The following is a 24,885-nucleotide window of genomic DNA, read 5'->3' on the forward strand; positions in this document are numbered from 1 at the left end:
CATTCGCAACCTGCGAGCGACGAAAGCGGCGATCGGGCATGTTTACCCGCAAGCAGAACCTTCGTTAGTGAATTGGTAGCTTTGATAGCGTTATCGATATCCGCATCATGAGTGCAGATTTCGAGATAGTCGCCGAGCCCGAACGCGATCTGGTCCGCATTACGATGTGCGGGCTGTTCACCACCCAGGATATCGCCAGCTTCATCGTGGCGCGCGAAGCGGCGCACGCGAAGTTACGGTGCGGGCCGAACCGCCACCTTACGCTGAACGACATACGCGAGATGAAAATCCAGCCGCAGGACAGCGTTGCCGCGTTTCGCCAGGTGCTGGGCGATGCGCGATATCATTCGCGCCGCCTGGCATTTGTCGCCGCGCGGACGCTTGCCCGCAGCCAGTTGATGCGCACGCTGGAGGGAAGGGACAATGTCCGCGCCTTCGAGAGCGTGACATCGGCGGAGGCATGGCTGTTCGCAGAGGACTTGCAGACGCTTCGCAATCGGCCGCTCGCAGGCTAAGCCAAGCGGGCGTTTCGTTGGGCATATCAGTGCTTGCTTGCGAGCCGTCGCGTCGCGCGGCATTGTCCGCGCCATGCATGTGACCAAGGATACGCTCGCGCTTATCGGCAACACGCCGCTCGTCCGGCTGAAAGGGCCGAGCGAGGCGAGCGGCTGCGACATTTTCGGCAAGTGTGAATTTGCCAATCCCGGCGCGTCGGTAAAGGACCGCGCCGCGCTTTTCATCGTCGAGGACGCTGAACAGAAGGGATTGATCCAGCCCGGCGGCACAATCGTCGAGGGGACGGCGGGCAATACCGGTATCGGGCTCGCGCTCGTCGCCAATGCCAAGGGCTACAAGTCGATCATCGTCATGCCCGAAACGCAGTCGCGCGAGAAGATGGACACGCTGCGCGCGCTGGGCGCCGAGCTGGTGACGGTGCCCGCCGCGCCCTATTCGAACCAGGGGCATTTCGTGCACACTTCGCGCCGGCTGGCCGAGGAAACAGAGAACGCGATCTGGGCGAACCAGTTCGACAATGTCGCCAACCGCCGCGCGCACATCGTCGGCACCGCCGCCGAAATCTGGGAACAGATGGAGGGGCGCGTCGATGGTTTCACCTGCGCTGTCGGTACCGGCGGCACGCTGGCGGGCGTCGGTCTGGGGCTGAAGGAAAAGGACGAAGGCGTCACGATCGCGCTCAGCGATCCCTATGGTGCCGCGCTGTACGAATATTATGCGCATGGCGAGTTGAAGTCCGAGGGATCGTCAGTCGCCGAGGGCATCGGGCAGGGGCGCATCACCGCGAATCTGGAAGGTGCGCCGGTCGATACGCAGTTTCGCATTTCCGACGAAGAAGGACTCGAATGGGTCCGCCGCCTGCTCGCCGAAGAGGGGCTCTGCCTGGGCCTGTCGTCGGGCATCAATGTCGCGGGCGCGGTGCGGCTGGCGAAGGAGCTTGGCCCCGGCAAGCGGATCGCGACGATCCTGTGTGATACCGGCTTTCGCTATCTCTCGACGCTCTACAATCGCGAATGGCTCGAGAAGAAGGACCTTCCCGTATTTCCCTGGCTTGCCGCCGACTGACCGGCGCAGTCGACAAGGCCCGAACGCAACCCTATATTTCGGGCTCTGTGAGCGAAACCACTCCATCCGAAGCGCGCCAGACGATGCAACGCGTCCGAGTCGGCATGACCGGCCTAGCGCTGATCCTCGTGCTGATCGGGCTGGGCAGCGCGATCTTCACCTCGGCCAATGACGAGGGTGCGGTAGAGGCGGTGGGCGCTTCGAACGAGCAGGTGGTGGCGAATATGGCGGCACCGCCCAATGCAACCGATACGGCGGAGACAACCGCGCCAGACGAGCCGCTTGCCGAACTGGGAGTCGCGCCGAGCGTGACCGCTGTCGAGCCGGCGAACGCCGCCAAGATTGCCAGCCAGATTTCGGCCGAAAAGCAGAAAGACAGCTCCAAGGTCCATTGAGACGCGTGCGACGAGTCGCGCCTGCGCGAAGCGGGCGCCTCCGTATGACTACGGGGTCGCAAGAACAAAACAAATACAAAAATAGTATATAAACGGTAAATAGCGTCAGTAATCCAGAAAATGGGGTCAAATCCCCAAATCGCCCGCGATCTCCCATTGAATTCCCCGGTGCGTTGGGGTACCGAATTCATGAACAGGGCAGACTCTTCGTTTTCCGGCTGGATTCGACCGGCGCGTGGCGATGGCCGCGCGTCAGGGAGCGGAGGTTTGCGCGCGTAGAAGGTGGGGCGTGGCTGCACGAAGCGCATATCGAGGCGTCGGACTTCAGTTGGTGGACGACAAGGGTCGTGTCGCCATCCCGTCGAACCTGCGCGCCGCACTCGAGAAGAATTCGGGCGCCGATGCCGGCGGCAAGCCCGCGCGCAATTTCCTGATCGGCGCACACGAGAGCGAGCGCTGCCTGGTCGCCTATGATGAGGCGCAGGGCGATGCGCTGTGGGAACAGCTCGAAGCGCGCGAAAGCCAGTATGTCGGCGACAAGGGCGAGATCGATTTCAATATCCTGCGCGAAGGCGCCGGTGCTGCCGAACCTGCCCAATATGACAGCTCCGGTCGTTTCATCCTGCCCGCATTTCCGCGCAGCTATGCCCGTATCGGCAAGCATGCCTTTTTCTACGGCGTCCTCAAACGGATCGAGATCTGGGATCCGGCAACACTGCTCGAGCATGAGCGTGCGCCCGAGATCATGAAGGAAGCCTGCCGCTTCTACCTCGCGGAAAAGGGGATCGAGCTGTGAGCGCCCCCCGGTCTCCGCACGTACCCGTCCTGCTCGACGAAGTGATCGACGCGCTCGCCATTCTGCCCGGCGAGCGGCACGTCGATGCGACCTTCGGGGCCGGCGGATACAGCAAGGCTATCCTCGAGCGGGGAGCCGAGGTGACCGCCTTCGACCGTGATCCTGCCGCGGTCGAGGGCGGTCAACGGCTGGTGGCCGAAAGCGATGGCCGGCTGACGCTGATCCATGCGCCTTTCTCTGCGATGGAGGATGCGTTGGCTGAGCGCGGGCTGTCGCCCGTCGACGGCGTGACGATGGACATCGGGGTTTCGTCGATGCAGCTCGATCAGGCCGAGCGGGGATTTTCGTTCCAGGCCGACGGGCCGCTCGACATGCGGATGAGCCAGGCGGGCGAAAGTGCCGCCGATTTCGTCAACACCGCCGACGAGGAAGCCATCGCCGACGTGCTCTACCGCTATGGCGAAGAGCCGCGGTCGCGCCGGGTCGCGAAGGCGGTCGTCGCGGCGCGCCCGCTGACGCGCACCGGCGAACTCGCCGCGGTGGTGCGCAAGGCGCTGGGCTGGCGCCCGCACGACAAGAAGGACCCCGCGACGCGGACCTTCCAGGCGATCCGCATCCATCTGAACCGCGAACTCGACGAGCTGGAGCATGGATTGCGCGCCGCCGAGCGCGTGCTGAAGCCCGGCGGTCGGCTGGCGGTGGTGACGTTTCACAGCCTGGAGGACCGGCTGGTCAAGCGCTTCCTGCGTGAACGTTCGGGAAGCGAACCCGCCGGGTCGCGCCACTTGCCGGTCAAGGCCGATGCGGTGGCGCCGAGTTTCGAAAAGCCTGCACGCGCGGTGCGCGCGGGTGAGGCGGAGATCGCCCGCAACCCGCGTGCGCGATCGGCAACATTGCGCGTGGCGCGCCGCACGGCGGCCGCGCCCTGGATGACCAAGGGAGAAAGGTGATGGCCGGGTACGGCTTCAAGGGTATGGGCTGGCTTTTGTCGTTCATGGTGGTGGCGCCGTCCTGCTACCTCGTGACGTCGCAGGTCGCGGCCGAGCGTGCCCGGGTGCAGTCGGTCAAGCGCGCCATCGCCGATGCGAAAAACGACATTCGAAACCTGAATATCGAGTTCAAGACGCGCTCCAACATGGCGCAGCTTGAACGCTGGAACACCGATCTGCTCGCATTGCAGGCGCCGACCGCGGGGCAATATCTGGATGCGGGCGCGGTGGGCGTCGCGCAGCTCGATTCGGGCAACCGCGGACAGGTGATGCAATATGCGTCCTACGACTTCGCCGATGCGCCGCATGCCAGCACGGCGGCGGGCGAGGGGCAGGCGCAGCAGAGCGATGCGCCGACCGTAAGCCGGGCGGTCGAGACGCGCACCGCATCGGCCGACGACAATGGCTCCGCCGTCATGCAGACCGCATCGGTTCAGCATGACAAGCACCCGGCTGCCGATCGTACCCAGCCGATCAAGGAGCAGAAGGTCGCGATGCTCGACGAGAAGCTGCTCAGCGATTCGACGCTCGGCGACCTCGCGCGCCGCGCGCGGATCGAGTCGGCCGTGCTTCGGTGATCGTCCTCGTCGCCCCGAACAGTGTGGATCGCCGTGGCGGCGGCCGGCATGGGCTGGTCGCCACCGCGCATGTGCGGCTGATGGTCGTCATGCTGATCTTCGCGGCGGGGTGCATGGTTATTCTGGGGCGGCTCGCCCAGCTCGCGATTTCCGCCGAACCGTACAAGGCGCACAGCATTTCCGATGCGTTCGTTCCGCCGCGCGGCGATATCGTTGATCGCAACGGCGCGCCGCTGGCGCAGACCATCGATGCCTGGTCGATCGGCGTGCATCCGCGCAAGATAATCGGCGACAAGCGGCAGCTTTCTGAAAAGCTTGCTGAAATCATGCCCGATCATGATGCTGGCTGGTATTGGCGCAAGCTCAACCTCGACAGCAATTTCACCTATCTCGCGCGTCGCGCGCTGCCCGCGACGGTGGAGCGCGTCAACGCGCTGGGCGAGCCGGCGATCGCGCTGGGCCGCGAACCCGAACGGCTGTATCCGCAGTCCGACCTTGCCGCGCATGTGCTGGGCTTTGTCGGTGCGGACGGAAAGGGCATGCGCGGGATCGAGCGCGCGTTCAACGACCGGCTGACCGATCCCGACAAGCGCGGCAATCCGTTGCAGTTGTCGATCGACATGCGCGTGGAAGCGGCGATGCAGAGCCAGCTCGCCCAGGCGATGACGACGTTCCAGGCGCGGGCGGCGAGCGGTATCGTCATGAATGTCCATACCGGCGAAATCGTCGCCATGGTGTCGATGCCGACGTTCAACCCCAACAATATCAGGCACGCCACCGACGACGAATTGCGCAACAATGTGACGCAATCGACCTATGAGCTCGGCTCGACCTTCAAGCCGCTGGCGATGGCGCAGGCGATCGACACCGGCACGGTGACGTCGATGGCGCGGCGGTTCGACGCCACCAAGCCGATGAAGGTCGGGCGCTTCACGATCCACGACGATCCCGGCGACGAGCAGGAGCGCTGGCTCAATATCCCCGAAACGCTGATCTATTCTTCGAACATCGCAACCGCGCGCATCGCCGACCTGATGGGCGAGGACAGGATGAAGGCGCTGTTCCGCAAGCTCCGCTTCGACGAGAAGCCGACCATCGAACTGCGCGAAAAGGGCACGCCGCAATGGCCGGGCTATTGGGGCCGGACGACGACGATGACGACGGCATATGGCCACGGTATCGCGGTGACGCCGCTGCAACTGGCGACCGCCTATTGCGCGCTGGTCAATGGCGGCATCCTGCGCGAACCGACGCTCATCAAGGATCAGGACGGCCATACCGAAAAGGGCACGCGAGTCTTTTCCGAGGCGACGAGCGCGCGGCTGCGGCAATTGCTGCGCCTCGTCGTGCTCGACGGAACGGGCAAGAAGGGCAGCGCGCCCGGCTACCGTGTCGGCGGCAAGACGGGAACGGCGGAAATGGCCGATGCGGGCGGCTATGCCAAGCATCGCAACGTATCGACATTCGCAGCGGCTTTTCCGATGGACAATCCGCAATATGTGGTAATGGCGACTCTAGTGGCTCCGGTCGGCACCAAGGAAACCTACGGCTTCACCACCGCGGCGTGGAATGCAGCTCCGGTCGTGCGCAACACGATCGAACGCGCCGGCCCGCTATTGGGCGTGACGCCCAATCTGCACCGCGACATCGACGTATCCGACATAACGCCGCTTCTGTGGCATGCACCTGGCGAGGATCTGGCTTCGGCGGAATGAAACTTGGGACACTCACCGGCGGTGAAGAAACCGCAACCGTAACCGGCTTCGCGATCGACCATCGCAAGGTGGCGCCGGGCACCGTCTTCGGTGCGTTCCAGGGCACCCGCGTCAATGGCGAGGACTTTATCCGCGACGCCGTGAAGAGCGGCGCGGTTGCCGTCGTCGCGCGCCGCGAGGCCGAGGTCGAAGGCGCCGTGCATATCCCCGCCGACAATCCGCGCGCCTGCTTTGCCGACCTGGCGGCGCAGTTCTTCGCGCCGTTTCCGGCAACCGCGGTGGCGGTGACCGGCACCAACGGCAAGACATCGACCGTCGAGATGACGCGCCAGCTCTGGCGGATGGCCGGGCATCATGCGGCCTCGATCGGGACGCTTGGCGTCAGCACCGCCGATGAAAGCGTCTCCACCGGTCTGACGACGCCCGATGTCGTCACCTTTCTGTCGAATGTCGCCGGGCTGGCGCGCGAGGGCGTCAGCCATGTCGCGTTCGAGGCGTCGAGCCACGGCCTGTCGCAATACCGGACACAAGGCGTGCCGGTCGCGGCTGCGGCATTCACCAATCTCAGCCGCGATCACCTCGATTATCACGGCGACATGGCGGCCTATTTCACCGCCAAGCTGCGGCTGTTTGCCGAGGTCCTGTCGCCCGATGGAACGTCGGTGGTGTGGGTGGACGATCCCAATTCGGACCGCGTGATCGATCTTGCCCGCGCGCGGGGCAATCGGCTGATTACCGTCGGCCAGCACGGCGAGACGCTGCGGCTCGTATCGCGCGATCCGACGCTGCTCGGCCAAGGGCTGGTGATCGAGGCGGAAGGCCGCCAGCACAAGGTCAACCTGCCGCTGATCGGTGCCTATCAGGCGGCCAATGCGCTCACCGCCGCCGGGCTGGTGATTGCAACGGGCGGCGATGTGGCGACGACGATCGCCAATCTGTCGCGCCTGCAGCCGGTGCGCGGGCGGCTGGAACGCGCGGTGATCGCGAAGTCGGGTGCGCCGGTCTATGTCGATTACGCGCACACGCCCGACGCGCTGGAGGCTGCCATCGCGGCGCTGAAGCCGCATGTCGCGGGGCGGCTGATCGTGCTGTTCGGTGCGGGCGGCGACCGTGATACGGGCAAGCGCGAGCCGATGGGGCAGGTCGCCGCGGCGGGCGCCGACATGGTCATCGTCACCGACGACAATCCCCGCAGCGAAGATCCGGCGACGATCCGGCGCGAGATCATGAAGGGCGCTCCCGGCGCGGTCGAGATCGACGGACGCCGCGCGGCCATCGCGGCGGCGATTGCCGAGGCGGGGCCGGACGATATCGTGCTGCTTGCCGGCAAGGGGCACGAGCAGGGGCAGATCATCGGCGACATGGTGCTGCCGTTCGACGATGTCAGCGTCGCGCGGGAGGCAGCGGCATGACCACGGAAAAGGCACCGCTCTGGACCTCTGACGAGATTGCGAAGGCGACTTCGGGCGTCGCATCGACCGAGTTTTCCGTTTTCGGAGTCACTTTCGACAGCCGCGAGGTCGAACCGGGCGACCTGTTCATCGCGCTGTCGGGCGAGGCGACCGACGGACACCGTTTTCTGGAACAGGCCTATGCGAGCAAGGCCTGGGGTGCGGTCGTGTCTCAGGACACGCCGCACCCGCATGTTCGCGTCGCCGATACGATGGCGGCGCTGGAGGAGCTGGGCGGCGCGGCGCGGGCGCGCACCGATGCGAAGATCATCGGCGTGACGGGTTCGGTGGGCAAGACCGGAACCAAGGAGGCGCTGTTCGCGGCGCTCGATCGCTGCGATCCCGGGCGGGCGCACCGGTCGGTCAAAAGCTACAACAACCATACGGGCGTTCCGCTCAGCCTGTCGCGGATGCCCGCCGATACGCGCTTCGGCATCTTCGAAATGGGGATGAACCATGCCGGCGAATTGTCGGCGCTGACGCGGCTGGTGCGGCCGCATGTCGCGATCGTGACGGCGATCGCGCCCGCGCATACCGCGTTCTTCAAGGACGAGAGCGCGATTGCCGACGCCAAGGGTGAAATCTTTCAGGGGCTCGAACCCGGCGGTACGGCGATTATCCCGTTCGACAGTCCGCACCGCGACCGTCTGATCGCCGCGGCCAGGCCGCATGCCGAATCGATCGTTACCTTCGGCTTTGGCGAGGGTGCGGACGTTCGCGCGGTGGAAAAGATGCGCATGTCGGCGGGCGGCACCTTCGTCACCGCGCGGCTGGGCGAGCGCGAGGTCAGCTACACCATCTCGCAACCGGGCGATCACTGGATTTCCAATTCGCTGGCGATCCTGGCGGCGGTCGATGCCGTGGGTGGCGACCTGGCAAGCGCGGGGCTGGCGCTTGCCGACTTTGGCGGCCTTCCCGGGCGCGGTGCGCGCTTTCTGGCCAAGGTCGGTGACGGCGACGCGCTGGTCATCGACGAAAGCTACAACGCCAATCCGTCGTCGATGCGCGCGACGCTTGCCGTGCTCGGCGCCGAGAAGGACCGGCGCAAGCTCGTCGTGCTCGGCGAAATGCGCGAACTGGGCGAACATAGCGACGCCTATCATGCCGAGCTTTCGGCCCCCATCGGCGAAGCGAGTGTTTCGCGCGCCATATTGGTAGGTCCGGGCATGGCGCCGCTTGCATCTGCGCTTGAGGGGCGGATCGATTTCGTCCATGTGGCCACCGCCGCGGAGGCGCGCGACCGTCTGATGGCGGAGCTGGCGCCCGGAGATGCGGTGCTCATCAAGGGATCGAATGCTGTCGGGCTGTCGGCCGTGGTCGCGGCACTGGCGGGAACAAAGTAATGCTGTACCTGATCGCCGAACATCTGGGTTTTCCCGGCGCGCTGAACCTTATCCGCTATCTCAGCTTCCGCACCGGCGGAGCGGTGGCGACCGCGCTCATCATCGGGCTGGTGATCGGCCCCAAATTCATCGGCTGGCTGCGCGTGCGCCAAGGCAAGGGACAGCCGATCCGCGACGACGGACCGCAGTCGCACCTTGCGAAGCGCGGTACGCCGACGATGGGCGGGCTGATGATCCTGACCTCGCTGGCTTTCGCCATCCTGTTGTGGATGGACCTGACCAATCCGTTCGTCTGGGCGAGCCTGTTCGTGACGCTGGGCTTCGGGTCGATCGGGTTTCTCGACGATTACGACAAGGTGAAGAAATCGAGCACCGCGGGCGTTCCGGGCAGGGTGCGGCTGCTGGGTGAATTCCTGATCGCGGGCGTGGCGTCGTGGATCATCATCCGCCAGACGGGTACGCTGCTATATCTGCCCTTCCTGTCGGGCTATGCGATCGATCTCGGCTGGTTCTACATCGCCTTTGCGGCGTTCACCATCGTCGGCTTCGGCAATGCGGTGAACCTGACCGACGGGCTCGACGGGCTGGCGACGATGCCGGTCATTATCGCCAGCGTCGCGTTCATGGTGATCGTCTATCTGGTCGGCAACGTGAAGTTCGCCGAATATCTGGGCATCCCGCATGTGCCCGGCGCGGGTGACCTTGCCATCTTCTGCGGTGCGATGGTCGGCGCGGGGCTCGCCTTTCTGTGGTTCAACGCGCCGCCCGCCGCCGTATTCATGGGCGATACCGGCAGCCTGGCACTGGGCGGCGCGCTCGGCACCATCGCGGTCGTCGCGCATCACGAGATCGTGCTCGGCATCATCGGCGGGTTGTTCGTCGTCGAGGCGATGAGCGTCATCATCCAGGTCTTCTTCTTCAAGCGGACCGGCAAGCGCGTGTTCAAGATGGCGCCGATCCACCATCATTTCGAACAGCTCGGCTGGTCCGAACCGACCGTCGTGATCCGGTTCTGGATCATCGCGCTGGTGCTGGCGCTGGCCGGCCTTTCGACGCTGAAGATCCGGTGATCGCAAGCGAGACCTGGCGCGGCAAACGCTTTGCGGTGCTGGGGCTGGCGCGCTCGGGCCGGGCGACGGTTGCTGCGCTGACGGCGAGCGGCGCGGAGGTGACGGCGTGGGATGCGAGCGAGGAGGCGCGGTCGCGCGTATCGGGCGCGACACTCGCCGATCCGCTCGACATCGATCTGGCCGGGTTCGACGCGGTAGTCGTGTCGCCGGGGGTGCCGCTCAACCGCCACCCGATCGCGCATCATGCCGCGAAGGCGGGCGTGCCGATCATCGGCGATATCGAACTGTTCGCGCAGGCGCGCGGAGAATTGCCGCCGCACAAGGTCGTCGGGATCACCGGCACCAACGGCAAATCGACGACGACCGCGCTCGTCCGGCACATCGTCGAGACGGCGGGCAAGCCGGTCCTGATGGGCGGCAATATCGGGCTGCCGATCCTCGAACAGGAGCCGCTTCCAGCAGGCGGTGTCTATGTGCTCGAACTGTCGAGCTATCAGATCGACCTCACGCGGAGCCTCGATTGCGAGGTGGCGGTGCTGCTCAACATTACCCCCGATCATCTCGACCGCTATGACGGTTTCGAAGCTTATGCAGCGGCGAAGGCGCGGCTGTTCGCGATGCAGTCGCCGGAGCATGACGCGGTCATCGGGATCGGCGACACGCCGTCCTACGAGGTCGCCCGATCGCTGTCGTCGCGCGGCGAGCATCTGACCAAGATTGCGCCGGGCGTTTGCATGGATCAGTCGCGCTGGCCTTCGCTGCAAGGGCCGCACAACGCGCAGAACGCGCTCGCCGCGATTGCGGTGTGCGAAGCGCTTGGCCTGTCGCGCGAAGCGATCGATGCCGGGCTGGAGAGTTTCGGCGGGCTGCCGCACCGCATGGAGCGCGTCGCGACCGTGGGCGAGGTGCTGTACGTCAACGATTCGAAGGCGACCAACCCGACCTCTGCCGCGCCAGCGCTGATGGCGTTTGCGAATATCCACTGGATCCTGGGCGGGCAGGCGAAGACAGACGATCTCGACCCATGCCGGCCCGGCTTCGCAAATGTGCGGCAGGCCTATACGATCGGCGAGGCCGAGGCGCGATTTGCCGACCTGCTGTCGCCCGACATGCCGGTGTCGCGGTGCGGGACGTTGCGCGATGCGGTTTCGCACGCGGCGGGCAATGCGCGGCCGGGCGAGACGGTGCTGCTGTCGCCGGCCTGTGCATCGTTCGATCAGTTTCGCGATTACGAGGAACGCGGCGAGATTTTTCGCGAACTCGTGGGGGGACTTGAATGACCGACGTGATGCGCGACGAGGACGGGGTCCGGATCAGGACGCGGATGGAAAAGCAGCTCGGCCGGGCAAGCCGTTCGCCGATCGGTGCGTGGTTTCACGATATCGACCGTGTGCTGCTGCTGCTCGCCTTCGTGCTGATCGCGATCGGGCTGGTCGCGGTGGCGGCGGCGTCGCCCGCGTCCGCCGAACGCTATTCGGGCGCGTCGCACCACATCGCGGCGATGTTCTATTTCTGGCGGCAGGTCGGCTGGGTGGCGTTGTCGGTGCCGGTTCTGCTGGTCGTATCGATGCTGCCGGTGACGCTGGCGCGGCGCATGGCGCTGATCGGGGCGGTGGCGTTTCTCGCGCTGCTGGCGGCGGTTCCGCTGGTCGGGGTCGAGGCCAATGGCGCGCGGCGCTGGATCGGCGTCGGCATCGCGCAATTTCAGCCTTCCGAATTTCTGAAGCCCTTCTTCATCGTCGCCACCGCCTGGGTGCTTTCGCTGCGTGCCAAGGACGAGCATCTGCCCGTCGTGCCGATTACGCTGGCGATGACTGCCGTCGTCGGCACGCTGTTGATGCTCCAGCCCGATTTCGGCCAGACGATCGTGTTCGGGTCGGTCTGGATGATCCTGCTGATGATCGCCGGCACCTCGCCGCGGATCATGGCTGCGCTGGTCGGCACCGGACTGGGCGGTATCGTCATGGCCTATCTGTTCTACGGCACGGCGCGGGCGCGGATCGACAGCTTCCTGTTTCCCGACGCGACGAGCAATGGCGCCGCCGACACCTATCAGATGGACATGGCGCACGCCGTCATCACCGGTGGCGGCATCACCGGCACGGGGCCGGGGGCGGGGGTGCAGAAGTTCCGCCTGCCCGAGGCGCATACCGATTACATCTATGCCGTGGTGGGCGAGGAGTTCGGCTATATCGCCTGCGCGATCATCGCGATCCTGTTCCTCGCGATCGTCGTGCGCGTTTTCGTCAAGCTGCTCGACGAGGACGATCCGTTCCGCCTGCTCGCCGCCTCCGGACTGGCCGCGCAATTCGGCGTCCAGGGCATGATCAACATGGCGGTGAACACCGGAATCGCGCCGTCAAAGGGCATGACTTTGCCGTTCATCAGCTATGGCGGATCGTCGATGGTGGCGCTTTCGATCGGGATGGGACTGTTGCTGGCCTTTACGCGACGAAATCCGTATCTGAGCCGATCTTCCTACACCAACGCATGGGTCGGTAAATGACGGTCAGTCGCCATTTCGTTCTGGCAGCCGGGGGCACGGGCGGGCACATGGTGCCGGCAGCCGCGCTTGCCGGCGAACTAATCCGGCGCGGCCACGGGGTCGCGCTGGTCAGCGACGAACGCGGCGTGCGCTTTCCCGGGCTGTTCGACGACATCCAGACGCATGTCCTTCCCGCGGGGCGTTTCGGCAAGAATCCGCTGAGCTGGATCAAGGCCGGGCGGCAGATGCTGAGCGGCCGGTCTATGGCGATCGAGCTTTATCGCAGCTTCAAGCCCTCGGCGGTGATCGGCTTTGGCGGCTATCCGGCGATGCCGGCGATGCTGGCGGCGTTCGCGCGCGATATCCCGACGGTCATCCACGAACAGAATGCGGTGCTCGGCCGCGTCAACCGGCTGGTCGCGCGCAAGGTCGATGCGATCGCGACCTCCTATGCGCAGGTCGACCGCCTGAAGGACGCGTGGAGCGACAAGGTCCACCTCGTCGGCAATCCGGTGCGCGAGGCGATCCTTGCGCTGCGCGCCAAGCCCTATCCGATGCTCGAGCCCGACGGCATCTTTCGTGTGCTGGTGACCGGCGGCAGCCAGGGTGCCAGCGTGTTGAGCGACGTGGTTCCCGACGGACTCGCCATGCTGCCGGTGCATTTCCGCAGGCGGATGCAGGTGACGCATCAGGCGCGGCCCGAGGATATCGAAAAGGTGCGCGCCAAATATCTGGAGCATCAGATCCCGGCCGAGATCGCGACCTATCTGCCCGACATGCCCGAACAGCTTGCCTGGGCGCATATCGTGATCGCGCGGGCGGGGGCTTCGACCATCGCCGAACTGACCGCGGCGGGACGGCCCGCGATTCTGGTTCCGCTGCCCATCGCCACCGACGACCATCAGACCGCCAATGCGCGCGAGATCGTCGAAGCGGGCGGCGCGCGGTCGATCCAGCAGCCCAATTTCACGCCCAACGAACTGGCGAAACAGATGCAGCGGCTCGGCCTCGATACCAAGGCGCTCGAAAATGCGGCGAAGCGTGCGCGCGGGTGCGGTCGCCCCAATGCCGCGCGCGAGCTTGCCGACCTTGTCGAGCGGCTGGGCGACGATGCGGAGGCGCGGGCATGAAAGGCGTCGCGACCGATATCGGCACCATCCATTTCATCGGCATCGGCGGCATCGGCATGTCGGGCATCGCCGAGGTGATGCACAATCTGGGCTATAGCGTTCAGGGGTCGGACGTCGCCGACGGCTATGTGATCGAGGGGCTGCGCAAGCGCGGCATCCCCGTCCATATCGGCCATGACGCCGAAAATGTCGCCGATGTCGCGGTGGTCGTCGTGTCGACCGCGATCAAGCGCGGCAATCCCGAGGTCGAGGCGGCACTCGAACGCCGCGTGCCCGTGGTGCGCCGCGCCGAGATGCTCGCCGAACTGATGCGGCTGAAATCGACCGTCGCGGTCGCCGGCACGCACGGCAAGACGACGACGACGAGCATGGTCGCCGCGCTGCTCGACGCCGGGAATATCGATCCGACCGTCATCAACGGCGGCATCATCAACAGCTATGGATCGAACGCGCGGCTGGGCGCGTCGGACTGGATGGTGATCGAGGCCGATGAGAGTGACGGCAGCTTCCTGCGGCTCGACGGGACGATCGCGGTCGTGACCAACATCGATCCCGAACATCTAGACCATTACGGCTCCTTCGACGCGGTCAAGGATGCCTATGTCGAGTTCATTGAGAATGTGCCCTTTTACGGCGCGGCGCTGCTGTGTCTCGACCATCCCGAGGTGCAGTCGATCATCCCGCGCGTCGCCGACCGGCGCATCGTCACCTATGGCTTTGCCAGCCAGGCCGATATCCGCGGGATCAACGTCACGCCGCAGGGCGGCGGCAACCGGTTCGACGTCGTCATCCGTTCGCGCGACGGCGATACGCGCACGATCGAGGGTGTCGAGCTGCCGATGGCGGGGCGGCACAATGTCCAGAATGCGCTGGCCGCGATCGGCGTGGCGCTCGAACTCGGCTGCGACGACGAGACAATCCAAAAGGGCTTTGCCCAGTTCGGCGGGGTGAAGCGGCGTTTCACCAAGGTCGGCGAGCTGGAGCGCGGCGGCGGCACGGTGTCGATCATCGACGATTACGGTCATCACCCGGTCGAGATTCGCGCGGTGCTGTCGGCGGCGCGCGAGAGTGCGTTCGGACGCGTGATCGCGGTGATGCAGCCGCACCGATACAGCCGGTTGAACGATCTGATGGAAGAGTTCGCGCAGGCGTTCAACGACGCCGATATCGTCCTTGTGACGCCCGTCTATGCCGCGGGCGAGCAGCCGATCGAGGGCGTCGATTCCGCGGCGCTGATCGAGGGACTGAAGCGGCGCGGCCATCATGCGGTGATGGCGGTCGAGGATCAGGACGACCTTGCCGAAAAGCTGCGTAACCTGATCGCCAACGGCGATCTGGTCGTGTGTCTGGGCGCAGGCGACATCACCAAATGGGCGGCGGGCCTTGCCGACGCGATCGAGCAGGTGCCGGCATGAGCGAAGCGATCGCCATGCCGAAGGTGGCGGGCAAGCTGACCCCGAATGCGCCGCTTGCGCCGCTCGTCTGGTTCAAGTCCGGCGGGGCTGCCGAATGGCTGTTCGAGCCGAGGGACGCCGACGACCTCGCGCAGTTTCTGGCGGAACTCGATCCGGCGGTGCCCGTGATGGGGCTGGGGCTCGGATCGAACATGATCGTTCGCGACGGCGGCGTGCCGGGCGTCGTCGTGCGGCTGGGCAAGCCATTCGCGCAGGTCGAGCAGATCGACGCGACGACGATGCGCTGCGGTGGTGGCGCCTCCGGCATTCTGGTGTCGTCCAAGGCGCGCGACGCAGGGGTCGGCGGGCTCGAATTTCTGCGCGGGATCCCCGGCACGGTCGGCGGCTTCGTGCGGATGAACGGCGGCGCCTATGGCCGCGAAGTGGCGGATGTGCTCGTCGAGTGCGAGGTCGTGATGCGCAGTGGCGAGCGGCGCACGCTGGCGGCCGAAGCACTGAATTACAGCTATCGCCATTCAGAGCTGCCAGAGGGCGCGATCGTCGTCTCCGCCACGCTTCGCGGGCATGAGGAAGACCCGGCGGTCGTCGCCGAGGAGATGAACCGTATCGCGCAAGCGCGCGAGGAATCGCAGCCGCTTCGTTCGAAGACGGGCGGATCGACCTTCAAGAACCCCGATGGGCACAAGGCCTGGGCGCTGGTCGACGCGGCGGGCTGTCGCGGGCTGACGCGCGGCGATGCACAGGTCAGCGAGAAGCATTGCAACTTCCTGCTCAACCTCGGCAGTGCGACGAGCGCCGATATCGAGGGACTGGGCGAGGACGTCCGCGCGCGGGTGAAGGCGCAGTCGGGCATCGAACTCGAATGGGAAATCCAGCGCGTGGGAGTTGAGGCGTGACCGACAAGCTGCACATCGCCGTTCTGATGGGTGGATGGTCGGCCGAGCGCGAGGTTTCGCTGATGTCGGGCGCGGGCATCGCCGATGCGCTCGAGGCGAACGGCCACCGCGTAACGCGGATCGACATGGACCGGCACGTGGCCGAACGGCTTGCCGAGGTGAAGCCCGACCTCGTGTTCAATGCGCTCCACGGCACGCCCGGCGAGGACGGCAGCGTGCAGGGCATGCTCGACCTGATGGGGCTGCGCTACACGCATTCGGGGCTCGTCACCTCGGTGATCGCGATCGACAAGGTGCTGACCAAGCAGACGCTTGTGCCGGCCGGGATTCCGATGCCCGGCGGTCGTATCGTGAAGAGCACCGACATCCACGAACAGGACCCGCTTCCGCGCCCCTATGTTCTGAAGCCGGTCAACGAAGGCTCGTCGGTCGGCGTGGCGATCGTCACCGACGAGGGCAATTACGGCAATCCGATCGCGCGCGACGCGAAGGGGCCCTGGGCCGAGTTCGAGGAGCTGCTCGCCGAACCGTTCATTCGCGGACGCGAGCTGACGACGGCGGTGCTCGGCGATCGGGCGCTGGGCGTCACCGAGCTGAAGCCCAAGAGCGGCTTCTACGACTATGACGCCAAATATACCGACGGGCTGACCGAGCATGTCTGCCCCGCCGACATTCCCGACGAGATCGCCGAGGCGTGCAAGCGCATGGCGGTCGAGGCGCACCGGTTGCTCGGCTGCAAGGGCTGTTCGCGCTCCGATTTTCGCTGGGACGACAGCCAGGGCGAGGCCGGGTTGTTCCTGCTCGAGGTCAATACGCAGCCGGGCATGACGCCGCTCAGCCTCGTCCCCGAACAGGCGAAACATATCGGCATGAGCTATGCCGAACTCGTTCAGCGCATTGTCGAGGAGGCGCTGTGAGCCGAGCCGCCACCTCCCGGTCACGCTCGCAGTCGCGGCGCACGACGTCGAAGCCCAAGCGGCGGCGGCAGCAGTCGCGCGCCAACCGGCCGGGCGTACTCGACCATGCGGTGGCGGCGCTTCCGTTCAGCGAACAGACGCTGCACCGGATCATCGCCTGGGGCATTTTCAGCGCGGTGGTGGCCGCCGCGATCGTGCTTGCGGCATGGCTGGGGCTCCCGCAGGCGGCGTATCGCAGCGCCGCCGAGACGGTCGGCGATGCGGGGCTGCGTGTCGGGCAGATCGAGGTGTCGGGGCTGAAGCGGATGGACCGGATGTCGGTCTATGCCATGGCGCTCGATCAGCAATCGCGGGCGATGCCGCTGGTCGATCTGTCGAAGGTGCGCGAACGGCTGCTCAACTATGGCTGGGTCGCCGATGCGCGCGTGTCGCGGCGGCTGCCCGATACGCTGGTCATCGACATCGTCGAGCGGACGCCGGCGGCGATCTGGCAGAATAACGGACAGTTGATGCTGATCGACGAGCACGGCGTCTTGCTGGAGCCGGTGTCGCCCGATGCGATGCCCGATCTTCCGCTGGTGATCGGCGATGGCGCCAATTCGCATGAGCCCGCCTATCGCCGGCTGATGCAGGCGGCGCCGGCGCTGAAACCGATGGTCAAGGCGGCGAGCTGGATCGGGAACCGGCGCTGGGACATTATCTTCATGTCGGGCGAACGCCTGTCGCTTCCGGAAGGCGAAATTCCCGCCGCCAAGGCACTGGCCAAATTCGCCGAACTGGACGGGACGCAAGGGCTGCTCGGCAAGGGATATCTGCGCTTTGACATGCGCGATCCGTCGAAACTGGTGGTGCGCATGTCCGACGATGCGATGAAGACGATCATGGGCGACGAAAAGGGCGGATAACGTCGTTTTTCGGGGGGCGAAGGAAGCGAACGGCAATGGCAAGGACGGCACCGGAAGGACTGATTACCGCGCTCGATATCGGGTCGTCGAAGGTCTGTGCGCTGATCGCGCAAAAGGGCGACGGCAACGAACTGGTCGTGCTCGGCACCGGCCAGCGTGAGAGCAAGGGCGTCAAGCGCGGTTATATCTCCGACATGGCGGCGACCGAGCTTGCCGTGCGCGAGGCGGTCGAGCAGGCGGAAAAGATCGCCGGCGTCAATATCGAGGATGTGTGGGTAAGCTTTTCGGCTGGCGGGCTGCTGTCCGATCTCGTCAAGCTGGAGATCGACCTTGGCGGCCACCGCGTCGAACAGGCCGATGTCGATCATCTGCTGAAAACCGGGCGCAACGCCATCGATCCCAATGGCCGGATGATCCTGCACGCACAGCCGACGCGGTACACGCTCGACGGGCTGGCGGGGGTCAAGCAGCCGCTGGGCCTCCACGCCGACCGGCTGGGCGTCGAGATCCATGTCGTCGCGACCGACGGGTCGCCGGTTCGCAACCTCGACCTGTGCGTGCGTTCTGCGCATCTGGAGGTGAAGTCGATCATTGCCGCGCCGCTTGCCACCGGGCTTGCCTGCCTGTCCGACGAGGAGCGCGAGCTGGGTGTGGCGCTGGTCGAAATCGGCGCCGCCATCACCAATGTTTCGGTGTTCGAGGCGGGAATGCTGACCGGACTGGCATCGATCCCCATGGGCGCCGCGGACATTACCGACGATGTCGCCTCCGCCTTCGGCACGCGGCGTGCACAGGCGGAGCGGATGAAGTGTTTCTATGGCTCGGCCAATATGAGTCCGCGCGACAATCACGACATGATCGATGTCGCCCCGATCGCGCCCGAGGACGGCGTGGAAGGAGCGCGGATCACGCGGGCGCAGCTGATTGCGGTGATCCGGCAGCGGCTCGACCGGCTGATGGCGGAGATTCAGAAGGAACTGCGCAAGCTGAATTTCGAAGACCCGGTGGGGCGCCAGATCGTGCTGACGGGCGGCGGCGCGGAGCTGAAGGGAATCGCCGATTATGCGCAGCAGGCGCTGGGCCGCACGGTGCGCGTCGGCCGTGCACGCGGGCTGACCGCGCTGCCCGATGCGCATTCGGGGCCGGGCTTTGCGACGCTGGCGGGTCTGGCGATGTTCGCGGCGGCCGATCCGATCGATCTGCGATCGGTCGATGCCGATGAAATGATGGTGGTGCGGCCGAGTCCAGGTGCGCTATTGAAGCGTCTATGGACGGCGATCCGAACAAATTATTGACGGAATGTTACATTCGGACGCCAAGGGGGGTTTAACCGAGTACCGCGTTGATGCAGAACGGGCAGCGAGTTTTTGTGCGCCGCCATACTATGCGACGCGCGGGGGAGAATGACGGATGAGTATCGAATTCCTTCCACAAGATGTTGACGAGCTGAGCCCGCGGATCACGGTGATCGGCGTCGGCGGTGCAGGCGGCAACGCGATCGCGAACATGATGCGCGCCGAGGTGCAGGGCGTCGAGTTCGTCGTCGCCAATACCGATGCGCAGGCGCTGAAGCAGTCGACGGCCGAGCAGCGTATCCAGCTCGGCGCGAAGATCACGCAGGGGCTGGGCGCCGGATCGCGGCCCGAGATCGGCCGCGCCGCCGCAGAGGAAACGGTCGAGGCCGTTCAGCAGGCGCTCGAAGGATCGCATATGTGCTTCATCGCCGCCGGCATGGGTGGCGGCACGGGCACGGGCGCTGCGCCGGTGATCGCGAAGATCGCGCGCGACATGAATATCCTGACCGTCGGCGTGGTGACCAAGCCGTTCGCGTTCGAGGGCAAGCGTCGTGCGAAATCGGCCGATACCGGCATCGAAGAACTGCACAAATATGTCGACACGCTGATCGTCATCCCCAACCAGAACCTGTTTCTGGTCGCCAATGCGAACACGACCTTCAAGGAAGCGTTCGAAATGGCCGACGAGGTGCTGCAGCAGGGTGTGCGCGGCATCACCGACCTGATGGTCATGCCCGGCCTCATCAACCTCGACTTCGCCGACGTCCGTTCGGTGATGCAGGAGATGGGCAAGGCGATGATGGGCACCGGCGAAGCCGAAGGCGACAGCCGCGCCATCGAGGCCGCGCAAAAGGCGATCGCCAATCCGTTGCTCGACGGCGTCAGCATGCAGGGCGCCAAGGGTGTCATCGTGTCGATCACCGGTGGCGAGGATATGCGCCTGCTCGAGGTCGACGAGGCGGCGAACCACATTCGCGAGCTGGTCGATGAAGATGCCAACATCATCTGGGGTTCGGCGTTCAATCCCGAACTCGACGGCAAGATCCGCGTGTCGGTGGTAGCCACGGGTATCGAGGCCGAGGAACACGCCGCATCGGCGCCTGCCGCGCCCGAGAACCAGGCTCGCACCTTTTCGTTCAGTACACCGCGTCGCGGGATTGCGCCGGTCACCGAAGATGCGCCGGAGCCGGAAACGGCCGACAATGCATCCGACGAAGCGAAAGAGATCGCGCAAACCGAGGCGGTCGAGGAATTCGAGGCCGATTCCTCCGACAGCGGTGACGAGGCGACCGCCGGTGAAGACCAGGCGCCGGCCGAGGAAACCGAAATCACCAGCGAAGACGATTCGGACGAGCTGCTGCTCGGTGCCGAAACCGTCGTCGAGTCGGACGAAGAGCCTGCGATGACGACCGAGGAGCCGGCTCCGTCTCCGCGCCGTCGCTGGCTGACGCCGGGCTCCGCGCTCGATTCCGAAGGCGAAAAGGCCGAAGAGGCGAAGCCCGAGCGCCCTGCGCGTCCGAAGAGCGGCGGAACGCTGTTCGAACGGATGTCGGGACGTGCGGCGGCGCGCGACGAGGACAAGGAAGACGGCAAGGATTCGCTCGATATTCCGCGTTTCCTCCACCGCCAGAACAATCAGTAATTGTCGGCCCTTTGCAGGCGGTTCGTCGCAGCCACGAACCGCCTTGCCGAGGCTGGCGACCGGGGTAAGCGCCGGTTCAGACGCGATGTGGTTTATCGTTCGACCCACATGAAGCTATCGATTTCCGCCCCCTATAGCCTGTTCGCGCTGGCCATGGCCGCGTGCTGCGTGAGCGCGCCGCCCGTGGCCGCGCAAGAGATCGTGCAGCCCGCAACGCCGCATGCCGACAAGCTGGCGGCGCAAATGCGGATCCTCGCCAAGGACCCGAAAAATCTCGATGCGCTGATAGAGGCTGGGCGGCTGAGCGTGCGGCTGGGCGAGCCGGCCGCCGCATTTCAGTTCTTTCAGCGCGCCGAGGATGTGTCGCCCGACGATCCGCGGATTACAGCCGGCAGGGCAGCGGCCTATGTCATTCTCGAACGTCCGGGGGAGGCGCTGCGGCTTTTCGCGCAGGCCGAACAGAAGGGCGTGCCGATTGCGGATTTTGCGGCCGACCGGGGCCTTGCCTATGATCTGACCGGCCATCCCGACTATGCGCAATCCGACTATCGCCTCGCATTGAGCAAGGGTGACGATCCCGAGGTTCGCCGCCGGCTTGCCCTGTCGCTCGCGATCAGCGGCGATCGCAAACAGGCGGCCGATATGCTCGACCCGATGTTGCGCAAACAGGATCGCGGAGCGTGGCGTGCGCAGGCGTTCAACCTGGCGATGAACGGCGACATTGCGGGCGCCGACAAGATCGTGCGGACGATCCTGCCCGACTTCTCCGGCAATCTGACCGCGTTTTTCCGCCGTCTGGCGGACGCGTCGCCCGCCGAAAAGGCGTTCGCGGTGCATTTCGGACAATTGTCGCTTAGCCCCGCGCAAATCGCCGATGCCCAGCTTGCGCCGCCGCTTCCGCTTCGCGGCGAACAGGGCGGGGGCGTCGAGGTCGCGAGCGCCGAACCCGCGCGGAAGGCGCGCAAGCCGCGTCGCCAGCGCCGCGCGAAGCAGGAAAAGACGCAGCCCAAGGCCGAACAGCAGCAGACGATCCCGGTCCGGCTGGCCGAGGCCGAGGCTGAACCCGTTCAGAAGCCGGTGACTTCGTCCGCCCCGCTCGCAAGCACAAGCGAGCATGTCGCCGCAACCGCGATGCAGCCGGCGATGCCGCCACCCGCGACGGCGCCCGATACGCCACCGGCCGCCGAGCAGAAGGTCGCGAAGGCACCGGCAACCGAGAAAACCGCACCGTCGTCGATCGGGTCGGAAGAGGACCGGATCGGCGCGATCATGCGTGGCATCTCTGTGCCTGCGTCCGAGTTGGGCGTTGCGCCGATGCCCGGCGCAGAAGCGCCGCGACCCGCTTTTGGCGCGACGACCGCCGCTTCGGAGCGCAAGGAAGAGGCCGCGCCGACACCTGCGACGGAGAAGCCGGCGGCGAAACCGCAGCCAACGGCCAAGCCGAAGAAATCGACACCCGATCCGGCCAAGCAATATCCGGCGCGCCACTGGGTACAGGTCGCGGGCGGCGCGAATCAAAAGACACTGCCGCGCGAATGGAACCGGCTGAAGGACAAGGCGCCCGAGGCGTTCAAGGGCAAGCAGGCCTGGACGACGCCGCTGCGCTTTACCAACCGGCTGCTCGCCGGACCGTTCGACAGCGAAGCCGATGCGCAGGACTTCGTCAACAAGCTGGCCGGCAAGGGGCTTTCCGCATTCACCTTCACCAGTGATGCGGGGCAGAAGATCGAGAAGCTCGACATCCAATGAGTGCGCGCGCGCCCTGGGCATCGGACCCGGAGCGCAGCCGCGGCCGCCTCTATGAAGAACAAAAGGGGACACGCGGTCCGCGCAACGCCTTCCAGCGCGACCGCGACCGGATCATCCATTCGATCAGCTTTCGCAGGCTGCGCCACAAGACGCAGGTGTTCATGGCGCCCGACGGCGACCATTTTCGCGTCCGGCTGACGCATAGTCTGGAGGTTGCGCAGATCGGCCGGACGGTGGCGCGTGCGCTCGGCCTCGACGAGGACCTTACCGAGGCGCTGTGCCTGGCGCACGATATCGGTCATCCGCCCTTCGGCCATGCCGGCGAGGATGCGCTGAAAGCCGCGCTGGAGGGGAAGGGCGGCTTCGACCACAACGGCAACACGCTGCGCGCGCTGACGCACATCGACAGCCCGTACCCGACCTGGCGCGGGCTCAACCTGACCTGGGAGACGCTGGAAGGGCTGGCCAAGCACAATGGGCCGGTCCGCTATCCGGGGTGGGCGCTTGGCGCCGCCGACGCGGCGTTTCCGCTCGAATTGCGGCAATGGTCGTCGCTCGAGGCGCAGGTCGCGGCGATCGCCGACGATATCGCCTATGACAATCACGATATCGACGATGGGTTGCGGGCAGGGTTGCTGACGCTCGACCAGTTGCTCGAGGTGCCGCTGGTTGCGCGCGGTTGGGACGCCGTGCGGGCGCGCTATCCCAATTTGCCCGAGGACCGGCTGATCGGCGAATTGATCCGCTCGCAGATCGGCACGATGGTCAACGACCTGATCGCCGAAACGCAAGCGCGCGTTGCGGATGCCGGCGTCGGCAGCGTCGAGGATGTTCGCACGGCGGGCCAGTGCCTGGTGGGCTTTTCGGATGCGATGCGCGAGGACGAACGGACGCTGAAACGGTTCATGTACGCCAATCTCTATCACCATCCGCAGCAGCTTGCCGCGGCGGAGACGGCGCATGGCATCGTTGCCGGGCTGTTCGCAGCCTATCATGACGATCCCGCACGGATGGCCGAAGGGTGGCGCGAGCCGCTGCCCGCCGACGAGCCGCATCGCAGCCGCCACATCGCCGACTTCATCGCCGGAATGACCGATCGCTACGCCATTCAGCGCTACCGCGAACTGGTCGGGCCGATTTCGCTGCCCGCGGGGTTTTGATCCGCGTTGCTCCTGCGCAGGCAGGAGCCTATCGCTCTCACTTCAGCCGCAGCGAGCGCTTCGAGAGACATGGGTTCCTGCCGGCGCAGGAACAACGGAAATCAACAGCCCAGCTTTCGTAGTTCCGCGTCGACCTGACCGGCATAGGCGCTGCCGAACAGGCGGAGATGTACGAGGAGCGGCCACAGGCGGTACAGCGGCTGGCGTTCTTCCCAGCCGACGGCGAGGTTCAGTCGGGCGAAGAAATCGCGCGGCGGATGGTCGAACAGCGTCAGCATCGCGACATCGACTTCGCGGTCGCCATGATAGCAGGCGGGGTCGATCAGCGCCGACACGCGGCCATCGGCGAACAGGATGTTGCCGCCCCACAAATCGCCGTGGAGCAGCGAGGGCCGGGGATCATGGGACAGGTGGCCAGCGATGTTCGCGGCGAGCTTTTCCAGCCGCTTCGCCAACCGGGTATCGACATGGGGGATGTGGCAGGCGAGGCGGTTCTCGGCCCAGAAGGCTGCCCAGTCCGTGCTCTCGCGGTTGACGATCGCGACCTTTCCGAAGGCATAGTCGTCGGGCCAGCCATAGCGATCGCCTTCGCTGGCATGGAGCGTATCGAGTATGTCGGCGAGGCTTGCCCAGCTTCCGCTGCGGCTTCCGCCGCTGGGGCAGCGCGCAATGACGAGCAGGTCGTCCTCGGCGGCGATCACGTCGGGCGCCGGAGCGCCGCTGGCACTGATGGCTCGCAGCATCCGGGCTTCGACTTCGGCCGCGCCGCCCTGTTTGGCAACGAGATCGCGGCCGTTATCGTCGTATATTGCAAATACCGAAGACAGGTCGCCGCCCGACATCGGCGATAATTCGACCGGGCCGCTGCCGAGCAGGGCAGCGATGCGCTCTGCGGTATTGGCCATCAGTCGAGACGCGCAAGGAGCGCGCGGGCGGCGGCGGTGACATCATCCCAGGTCGTGTCGAACCCGTCCTGCCCGCCATAATATGGGTCGCGCACGGCTTCGCCCTCGCGCCCCGGTACGCAGTCGAGAAGCAGCGCGAGTTCGGCGGTGGCGTCGTCGGGGCGCAACGCTTCGAGTATGTCGAGATTGTCGCGATCGAGCGCGAAGATGTGGGTGAAGCGGTAAAAGTCATCGCGCTTCGCCTGTCGCGCGCGCAGGCCCGAGATGTCGAGCCCGTGCTTCGCCGCCACCGCCTGCGCGCGGTCGTCGGGCGGCTCTCCGACATGCCAGTTGCCGGTGCCCGCCGAATCGACGGCGACATCGAGGCCGGCCGCTTCGGCTTCCGCGCGAAATGCGGCTTCGGCGAGCGGGGAGCGGCAGATATTGCCGAGGCAGACGAAGAGGATGGCGGCTTTGGTCATGGTGTTC

The 24,885-nt window shown here is 65.8% G+C and carries 23 protein-coding genes; 21 read left to right on the forward strand and 2 right to left on the reverse strand.

Translation table 11 applies throughout. From position 1 onward, the window contains the following. Positions 1-107 precede the first annotated feature (107 nt). The 21 genes from J7S20_RS01210 to J7S20_RS01310 all read left to right on the forward strand — a co-directional run bounded on the left by J7S20_RS01210 (position 108) and on the right by J7S20_RS01310 (position 23,512). Positions 108-515, forward strand: coding sequence for a hypothetical protein (locus J7S20_RS01210; RefSeq protein WP_284052410.1), 408 nt, complete (start codon positions 108-110; stop codon positions 513-515). Between the two features lie 73 nt (positions 516-588). Further along, positions 589-1,581, forward strand: coding sequence for a cysteine synthase A (locus J7S20_RS01215; protein ID WP_284052411.1), 993 nt, complete (start codon positions 589-591; stop codon positions 1,579-1,581). Positions 1,582-1,628: 47 nt separating this feature from the next. After that, a complete protein-coding gene (locus J7S20_RS01220) occupies positions 1,629-1,976 on the forward strand; it encodes a hypothetical protein (protein WP_284052412.1) in 348 nt (115 codons plus the stop codon). Between the two features lie 331 nt (positions 1,977-2,307). Then, positions 2,308-2,772 carry a division/cell wall cluster transcriptional repressor MraZ gene (locus J7S20_RS01225; RefSeq protein WP_284052413.1) on the forward strand — a complete coding sequence of 155 codons (465 nt, stop codon included), beginning with the start codon at positions 2,308-2,310 and terminating at the stop codon, positions 2,770-2,772. Beyond that, positions 2,769-3,722: a 16S rRNA (cytosine(1402)-N(4))-methyltransferase RsmH gene (gene rsmH, locus J7S20_RS01230; RefSeq protein ID WP_284052414.1), complete on the forward strand. Its 954-nt coding sequence runs from the start codon at positions 2,769-2,771 to the stop codon at positions 3,720-3,722. The genes J7S20_RS01225 and rsmH overlap by 4 nt, the downstream gene beginning before the upstream one ends. After that, the gene (locus J7S20_RS01235; protein WP_284052415.1) at positions 3,722-4,339 is read left to right on the forward strand and encodes a hypothetical protein; all 618 of its coding nucleotides are present in this window, start codon (positions 3,722-3,724) and stop codon (positions 4,337-4,339) included. The genes rsmH and J7S20_RS01235 overlap by 1 nt, the downstream gene beginning before the upstream one ends. Further along, positions 4,336-6,054, forward strand: a complete 1,719-nt coding sequence (locus tag J7S20_RS01240; RefSeq protein ID WP_284052416.1) for a peptidoglycan D,D-transpeptidase FtsI family protein — start codon at positions 4,336-4,338, stop codon at positions 6,052-6,054. The genes J7S20_RS01235 and J7S20_RS01240 overlap by 4 nt, the downstream gene beginning before the upstream one ends. Further along, entirely contained in the window at positions 6,051-7,466 is a 1,416-nt protein-coding gene (locus J7S20_RS01245) for a UDP-N-acetylmuramoyl-L-alanyl-D-glutamate--2,6-diaminopimelate ligase (protein WP_284052417.1), read from the forward strand. Before J7S20_RS01240 ends, J7S20_RS01245 begins: the two co-directional genes overlap by 4 nt. Then, the gene (locus J7S20_RS01250) at positions 7,463-8,848 is read left to right on the forward strand and encodes a UDP-N-acetylmuramoyl-tripeptide--D-alanyl-D-alanine ligase (protein WP_284052418.1); all 1,386 of its coding nucleotides are present in this window, start codon (positions 7,463-7,465) and stop codon (positions 8,846-8,848) included. The genes J7S20_RS01245 and J7S20_RS01250 overlap by 4 nt, the downstream gene beginning before the upstream one ends. Then, the gene (gene mraY, locus J7S20_RS01255; protein WP_284052419.1) at positions 8,848-9,918 is read left to right on the forward strand and encodes a phospho-N-acetylmuramoyl-pentapeptide-transferase; all 1,071 of its coding nucleotides are present in this window, start codon (positions 8,848-8,850) and stop codon (positions 9,916-9,918) included. Before J7S20_RS01250 ends, mraY begins: the two co-directional genes overlap by 1 nt. Further along, entirely contained in the window at positions 9,915-11,198 is a 1,284-nt protein-coding gene (gene murD, locus J7S20_RS01260) for a UDP-N-acetylmuramoyl-L-alanine--D-glutamate ligase (RefSeq protein WP_284052420.1), read from the forward strand. Before mraY ends, murD begins: the two co-directional genes overlap by 4 nt. Beyond that, positions 11,195-12,424 (forward strand): FtsW/RodA/SpoVE family cell cycle protein, encoded by a 1,230-nt coding sequence (locus J7S20_RS01265; protein ID WP_284052421.1) that lies wholly within the window; start codon positions 11,195-11,197, stop codon positions 12,422-12,424. The genes murD and J7S20_RS01265 overlap by 4 nt, the downstream gene beginning before the upstream one ends. After that, positions 12,421-13,533, forward strand: coding sequence for an undecaprenyldiphospho-muramoylpentapeptide beta-N-acetylglucosaminyltransferase (gene murG / locus J7S20_RS01270; protein ID WP_284052422.1), 1,113 nt, complete (start codon positions 12,421-12,423; stop codon positions 13,531-13,533). Before J7S20_RS01265 ends, murG begins: the two co-directional genes overlap by 4 nt. Beyond that, positions 13,530-14,948, forward strand: a complete 1,419-nt coding sequence (gene murC, locus J7S20_RS01275; protein WP_284052423.1) for a UDP-N-acetylmuramate--L-alanine ligase — start codon at positions 13,530-13,532, stop codon at positions 14,946-14,948. Before murG ends, murC begins: the two co-directional genes overlap by 4 nt. Beyond that, positions 14,945-15,844 (forward strand): UDP-N-acetylmuramate dehydrogenase, encoded by a 900-nt coding sequence (gene murB / locus J7S20_RS01280; protein ID WP_284052424.1) that lies wholly within the window; start codon positions 14,945-14,947, stop codon positions 15,842-15,844. The genes murC and murB overlap by 4 nt, the downstream gene beginning before the upstream one ends. Then, positions 15,841-16,761, forward strand: coding sequence for a D-alanine--D-alanine ligase (locus tag J7S20_RS01285; protein ID WP_284052425.1), 921 nt, complete (start codon positions 15,841-15,843; stop codon positions 16,759-16,761). The genes murB and J7S20_RS01285 overlap by 4 nt, the downstream gene beginning before the upstream one ends. Beyond that, positions 16,758-17,666 (forward strand): cell division protein FtsQ/DivIB, encoded by a 909-nt coding sequence (locus J7S20_RS01290; protein ID WP_284052426.1) that lies wholly within the window; start codon positions 16,758-16,760, stop codon positions 17,664-17,666. The genes J7S20_RS01285 and J7S20_RS01290 overlap by 4 nt, the downstream gene beginning before the upstream one ends. 35 nt (positions 17,667-17,701) lie before the next feature. Beyond that, positions 17,702-18,961 carry a cell division protein FtsA gene (ftsA, locus tag J7S20_RS01295; RefSeq protein ID WP_284052427.1) on the forward strand — a complete coding sequence of 420 codons (1,260 nt, stop codon included), beginning with the start codon at positions 17,702-17,704 and terminating at the stop codon, positions 18,959-18,961. Between the two features lie 115 nt (positions 18,962-19,076). Next, positions 19,077-20,603: a cell division protein FtsZ gene (gene ftsZ / locus J7S20_RS01300; RefSeq protein ID WP_284052428.1), complete on the forward strand. Its 1,527-nt coding sequence runs from the start codon at positions 19,077-19,079 to the stop codon at positions 20,601-20,603. 168 nt (positions 20,604-20,771) lie between these two features. Then, on the forward strand, positions 20,772-22,352 hold the full coding sequence (locus J7S20_RS01305) for an SPOR domain-containing protein (RefSeq protein ID WP_284052429.1): 1,581 nt from the start codon (positions 20,772-20,774) through the stop codon (positions 22,350-22,352). After that, positions 22,349-23,512 (forward strand): deoxyguanosinetriphosphate triphosphohydrolase, encoded by a 1,164-nt coding sequence (locus J7S20_RS01310; protein ID WP_284052430.1) that lies wholly within the window; start codon positions 22,349-22,351, stop codon positions 23,510-23,512. The genes J7S20_RS01305 and J7S20_RS01310 overlap by 4 nt, the downstream gene beginning before the upstream one ends. Positions 23,513-23,613: 101 nt before the next feature. On the opposite strand, the gene J7S20_RS01315 is transcribed toward J7S20_RS01310, so the two are convergent. Together J7S20_RS01315 and J7S20_RS01320 are read right to left on the reverse strand one after the other, a co-directional pair. Further along, the gene (locus J7S20_RS01315; protein WP_284052431.1) at positions 23,614-24,417 is read right to left on the reverse strand and encodes a fructosamine kinase family protein; all 804 of its coding nucleotides are present in this window, start codon (positions 24,415-24,417) and stop codon (positions 23,614-23,616) included. Then, positions 24,417-24,878: a low molecular weight protein-tyrosine-phosphatase gene (locus J7S20_RS01320; protein ID WP_284052432.1), complete on the reverse strand. Its 462-nt coding sequence runs from the start codon at positions 24,876-24,878 to the stop codon at positions 24,417-24,419. Before J7S20_RS01320 ends, J7S20_RS01315 begins: the two co-directional genes overlap by 1 nt. Positions 24,879-24,885 lie beyond the last annotated feature (7 nt).

Source organism: Stakelama marina, from assembly GCF_018122655.1.
GTDB classification, from domain to species: domain Bacteria; phylum Pseudomonadota; class Alphaproteobacteria; order Sphingomonadales; family Sphingomonadaceae; genus Sphingomonas; species Sphingomonas marina.

Bases quoted from the DNA above. Each gene is read 5' to 3' on its own strand.
- J7S20_RS01235 (WP_284052415.1), top strand. From the start codon at position 3,722: ATGGCCGGGTACGGCTTCAAGGGTATGGGCTGGCTTTTGTCGTTCATG.
- mraY (WP_284052419.1), top strand. From the start codon at position 8,848: ATGCTGTACCTGATCGCCGAACATCTGGGTTTTCCCGGCGCGCTGAAC.
- J7S20_RS01210 (WP_284052410.1), top strand. From the start codon at position 108: ATGAGTGCAGATTTCGAGATAGTCGCCGAGCCCGAACGCGATCTGGTC.
- J7S20_RS01245 (WP_284052417.1), top strand. From the start codon at position 6,051: ATGAAACTTGGGACACTCACCGGCGGTGAAGAAACCGCAACCGTAACC.
- J7S20_RS01310 (WP_284052430.1), top strand. From the start codon at position 22,349: ATGAGTGCGCGCGCGCCCTGGGCATCGGACCCGGAGCGCAGCCGCGGC.
- murC (WP_284052423.1), top strand. From the start codon at position 13,530: ATGAAAGGCGTCGCGACCGATATCGGCACCATCCATTTCATCGGCATC.
- J7S20_RS01215 (WP_284052411.1), top strand. From the start codon at position 589: ATGCATGTGACCAAGGATACGCTCGCGCTTATCGGCAACACGCCGCTC.
- murB (WP_284052424.1), top strand. From the start codon at position 14,945: ATGAGCGAAGCGATCGCCATGCCGAAGGTGGCGGGCAAGCTGACCCCG.
- J7S20_RS01315 (WP_284052431.1), bottom strand. From the start codon at position 24,417: ATGGCCAATACCGCAGAGCGCATCGCTGCCCTGCTCGGCAGCGGCCCG.
- J7S20_RS01320 (WP_284052432.1), bottom strand. From the start codon at position 24,878: ATGACCAAAGCCGCCATCCTCTTCGTCTGCCTCGGCAATATCTGCCGC.
- murG (WP_284052422.1), top strand. From the start codon at position 12,421: ATGACGGTCAGTCGCCATTTCGTTCTGGCAGCCGGGGGCACGGGCGGG.
- J7S20_RS01265 (WP_284052421.1), top strand. From the start codon at position 11,195: ATGACCGACGTGATGCGCGACGAGGACGGGGTCCGGATCAGGACGCGG.
- ftsZ (WP_284052428.1), top strand. From the start codon at position 19,077: ATGAGTATCGAATTCCTTCCACAAGATGTTGACGAGCTGAGCCCGCGG.
- J7S20_RS01250 (WP_284052418.1), top strand. From the start codon at position 7,463: ATGACCACGGAAAAGGCACCGCTCTGGACCTCTGACGAGATTGCGAAG.
- ftsA (WP_284052427.1), top strand. From the start codon at position 17,702: ATGGCAAGGACGGCACCGGAAGGACTGATTACCGCGCTCGATATCGGG.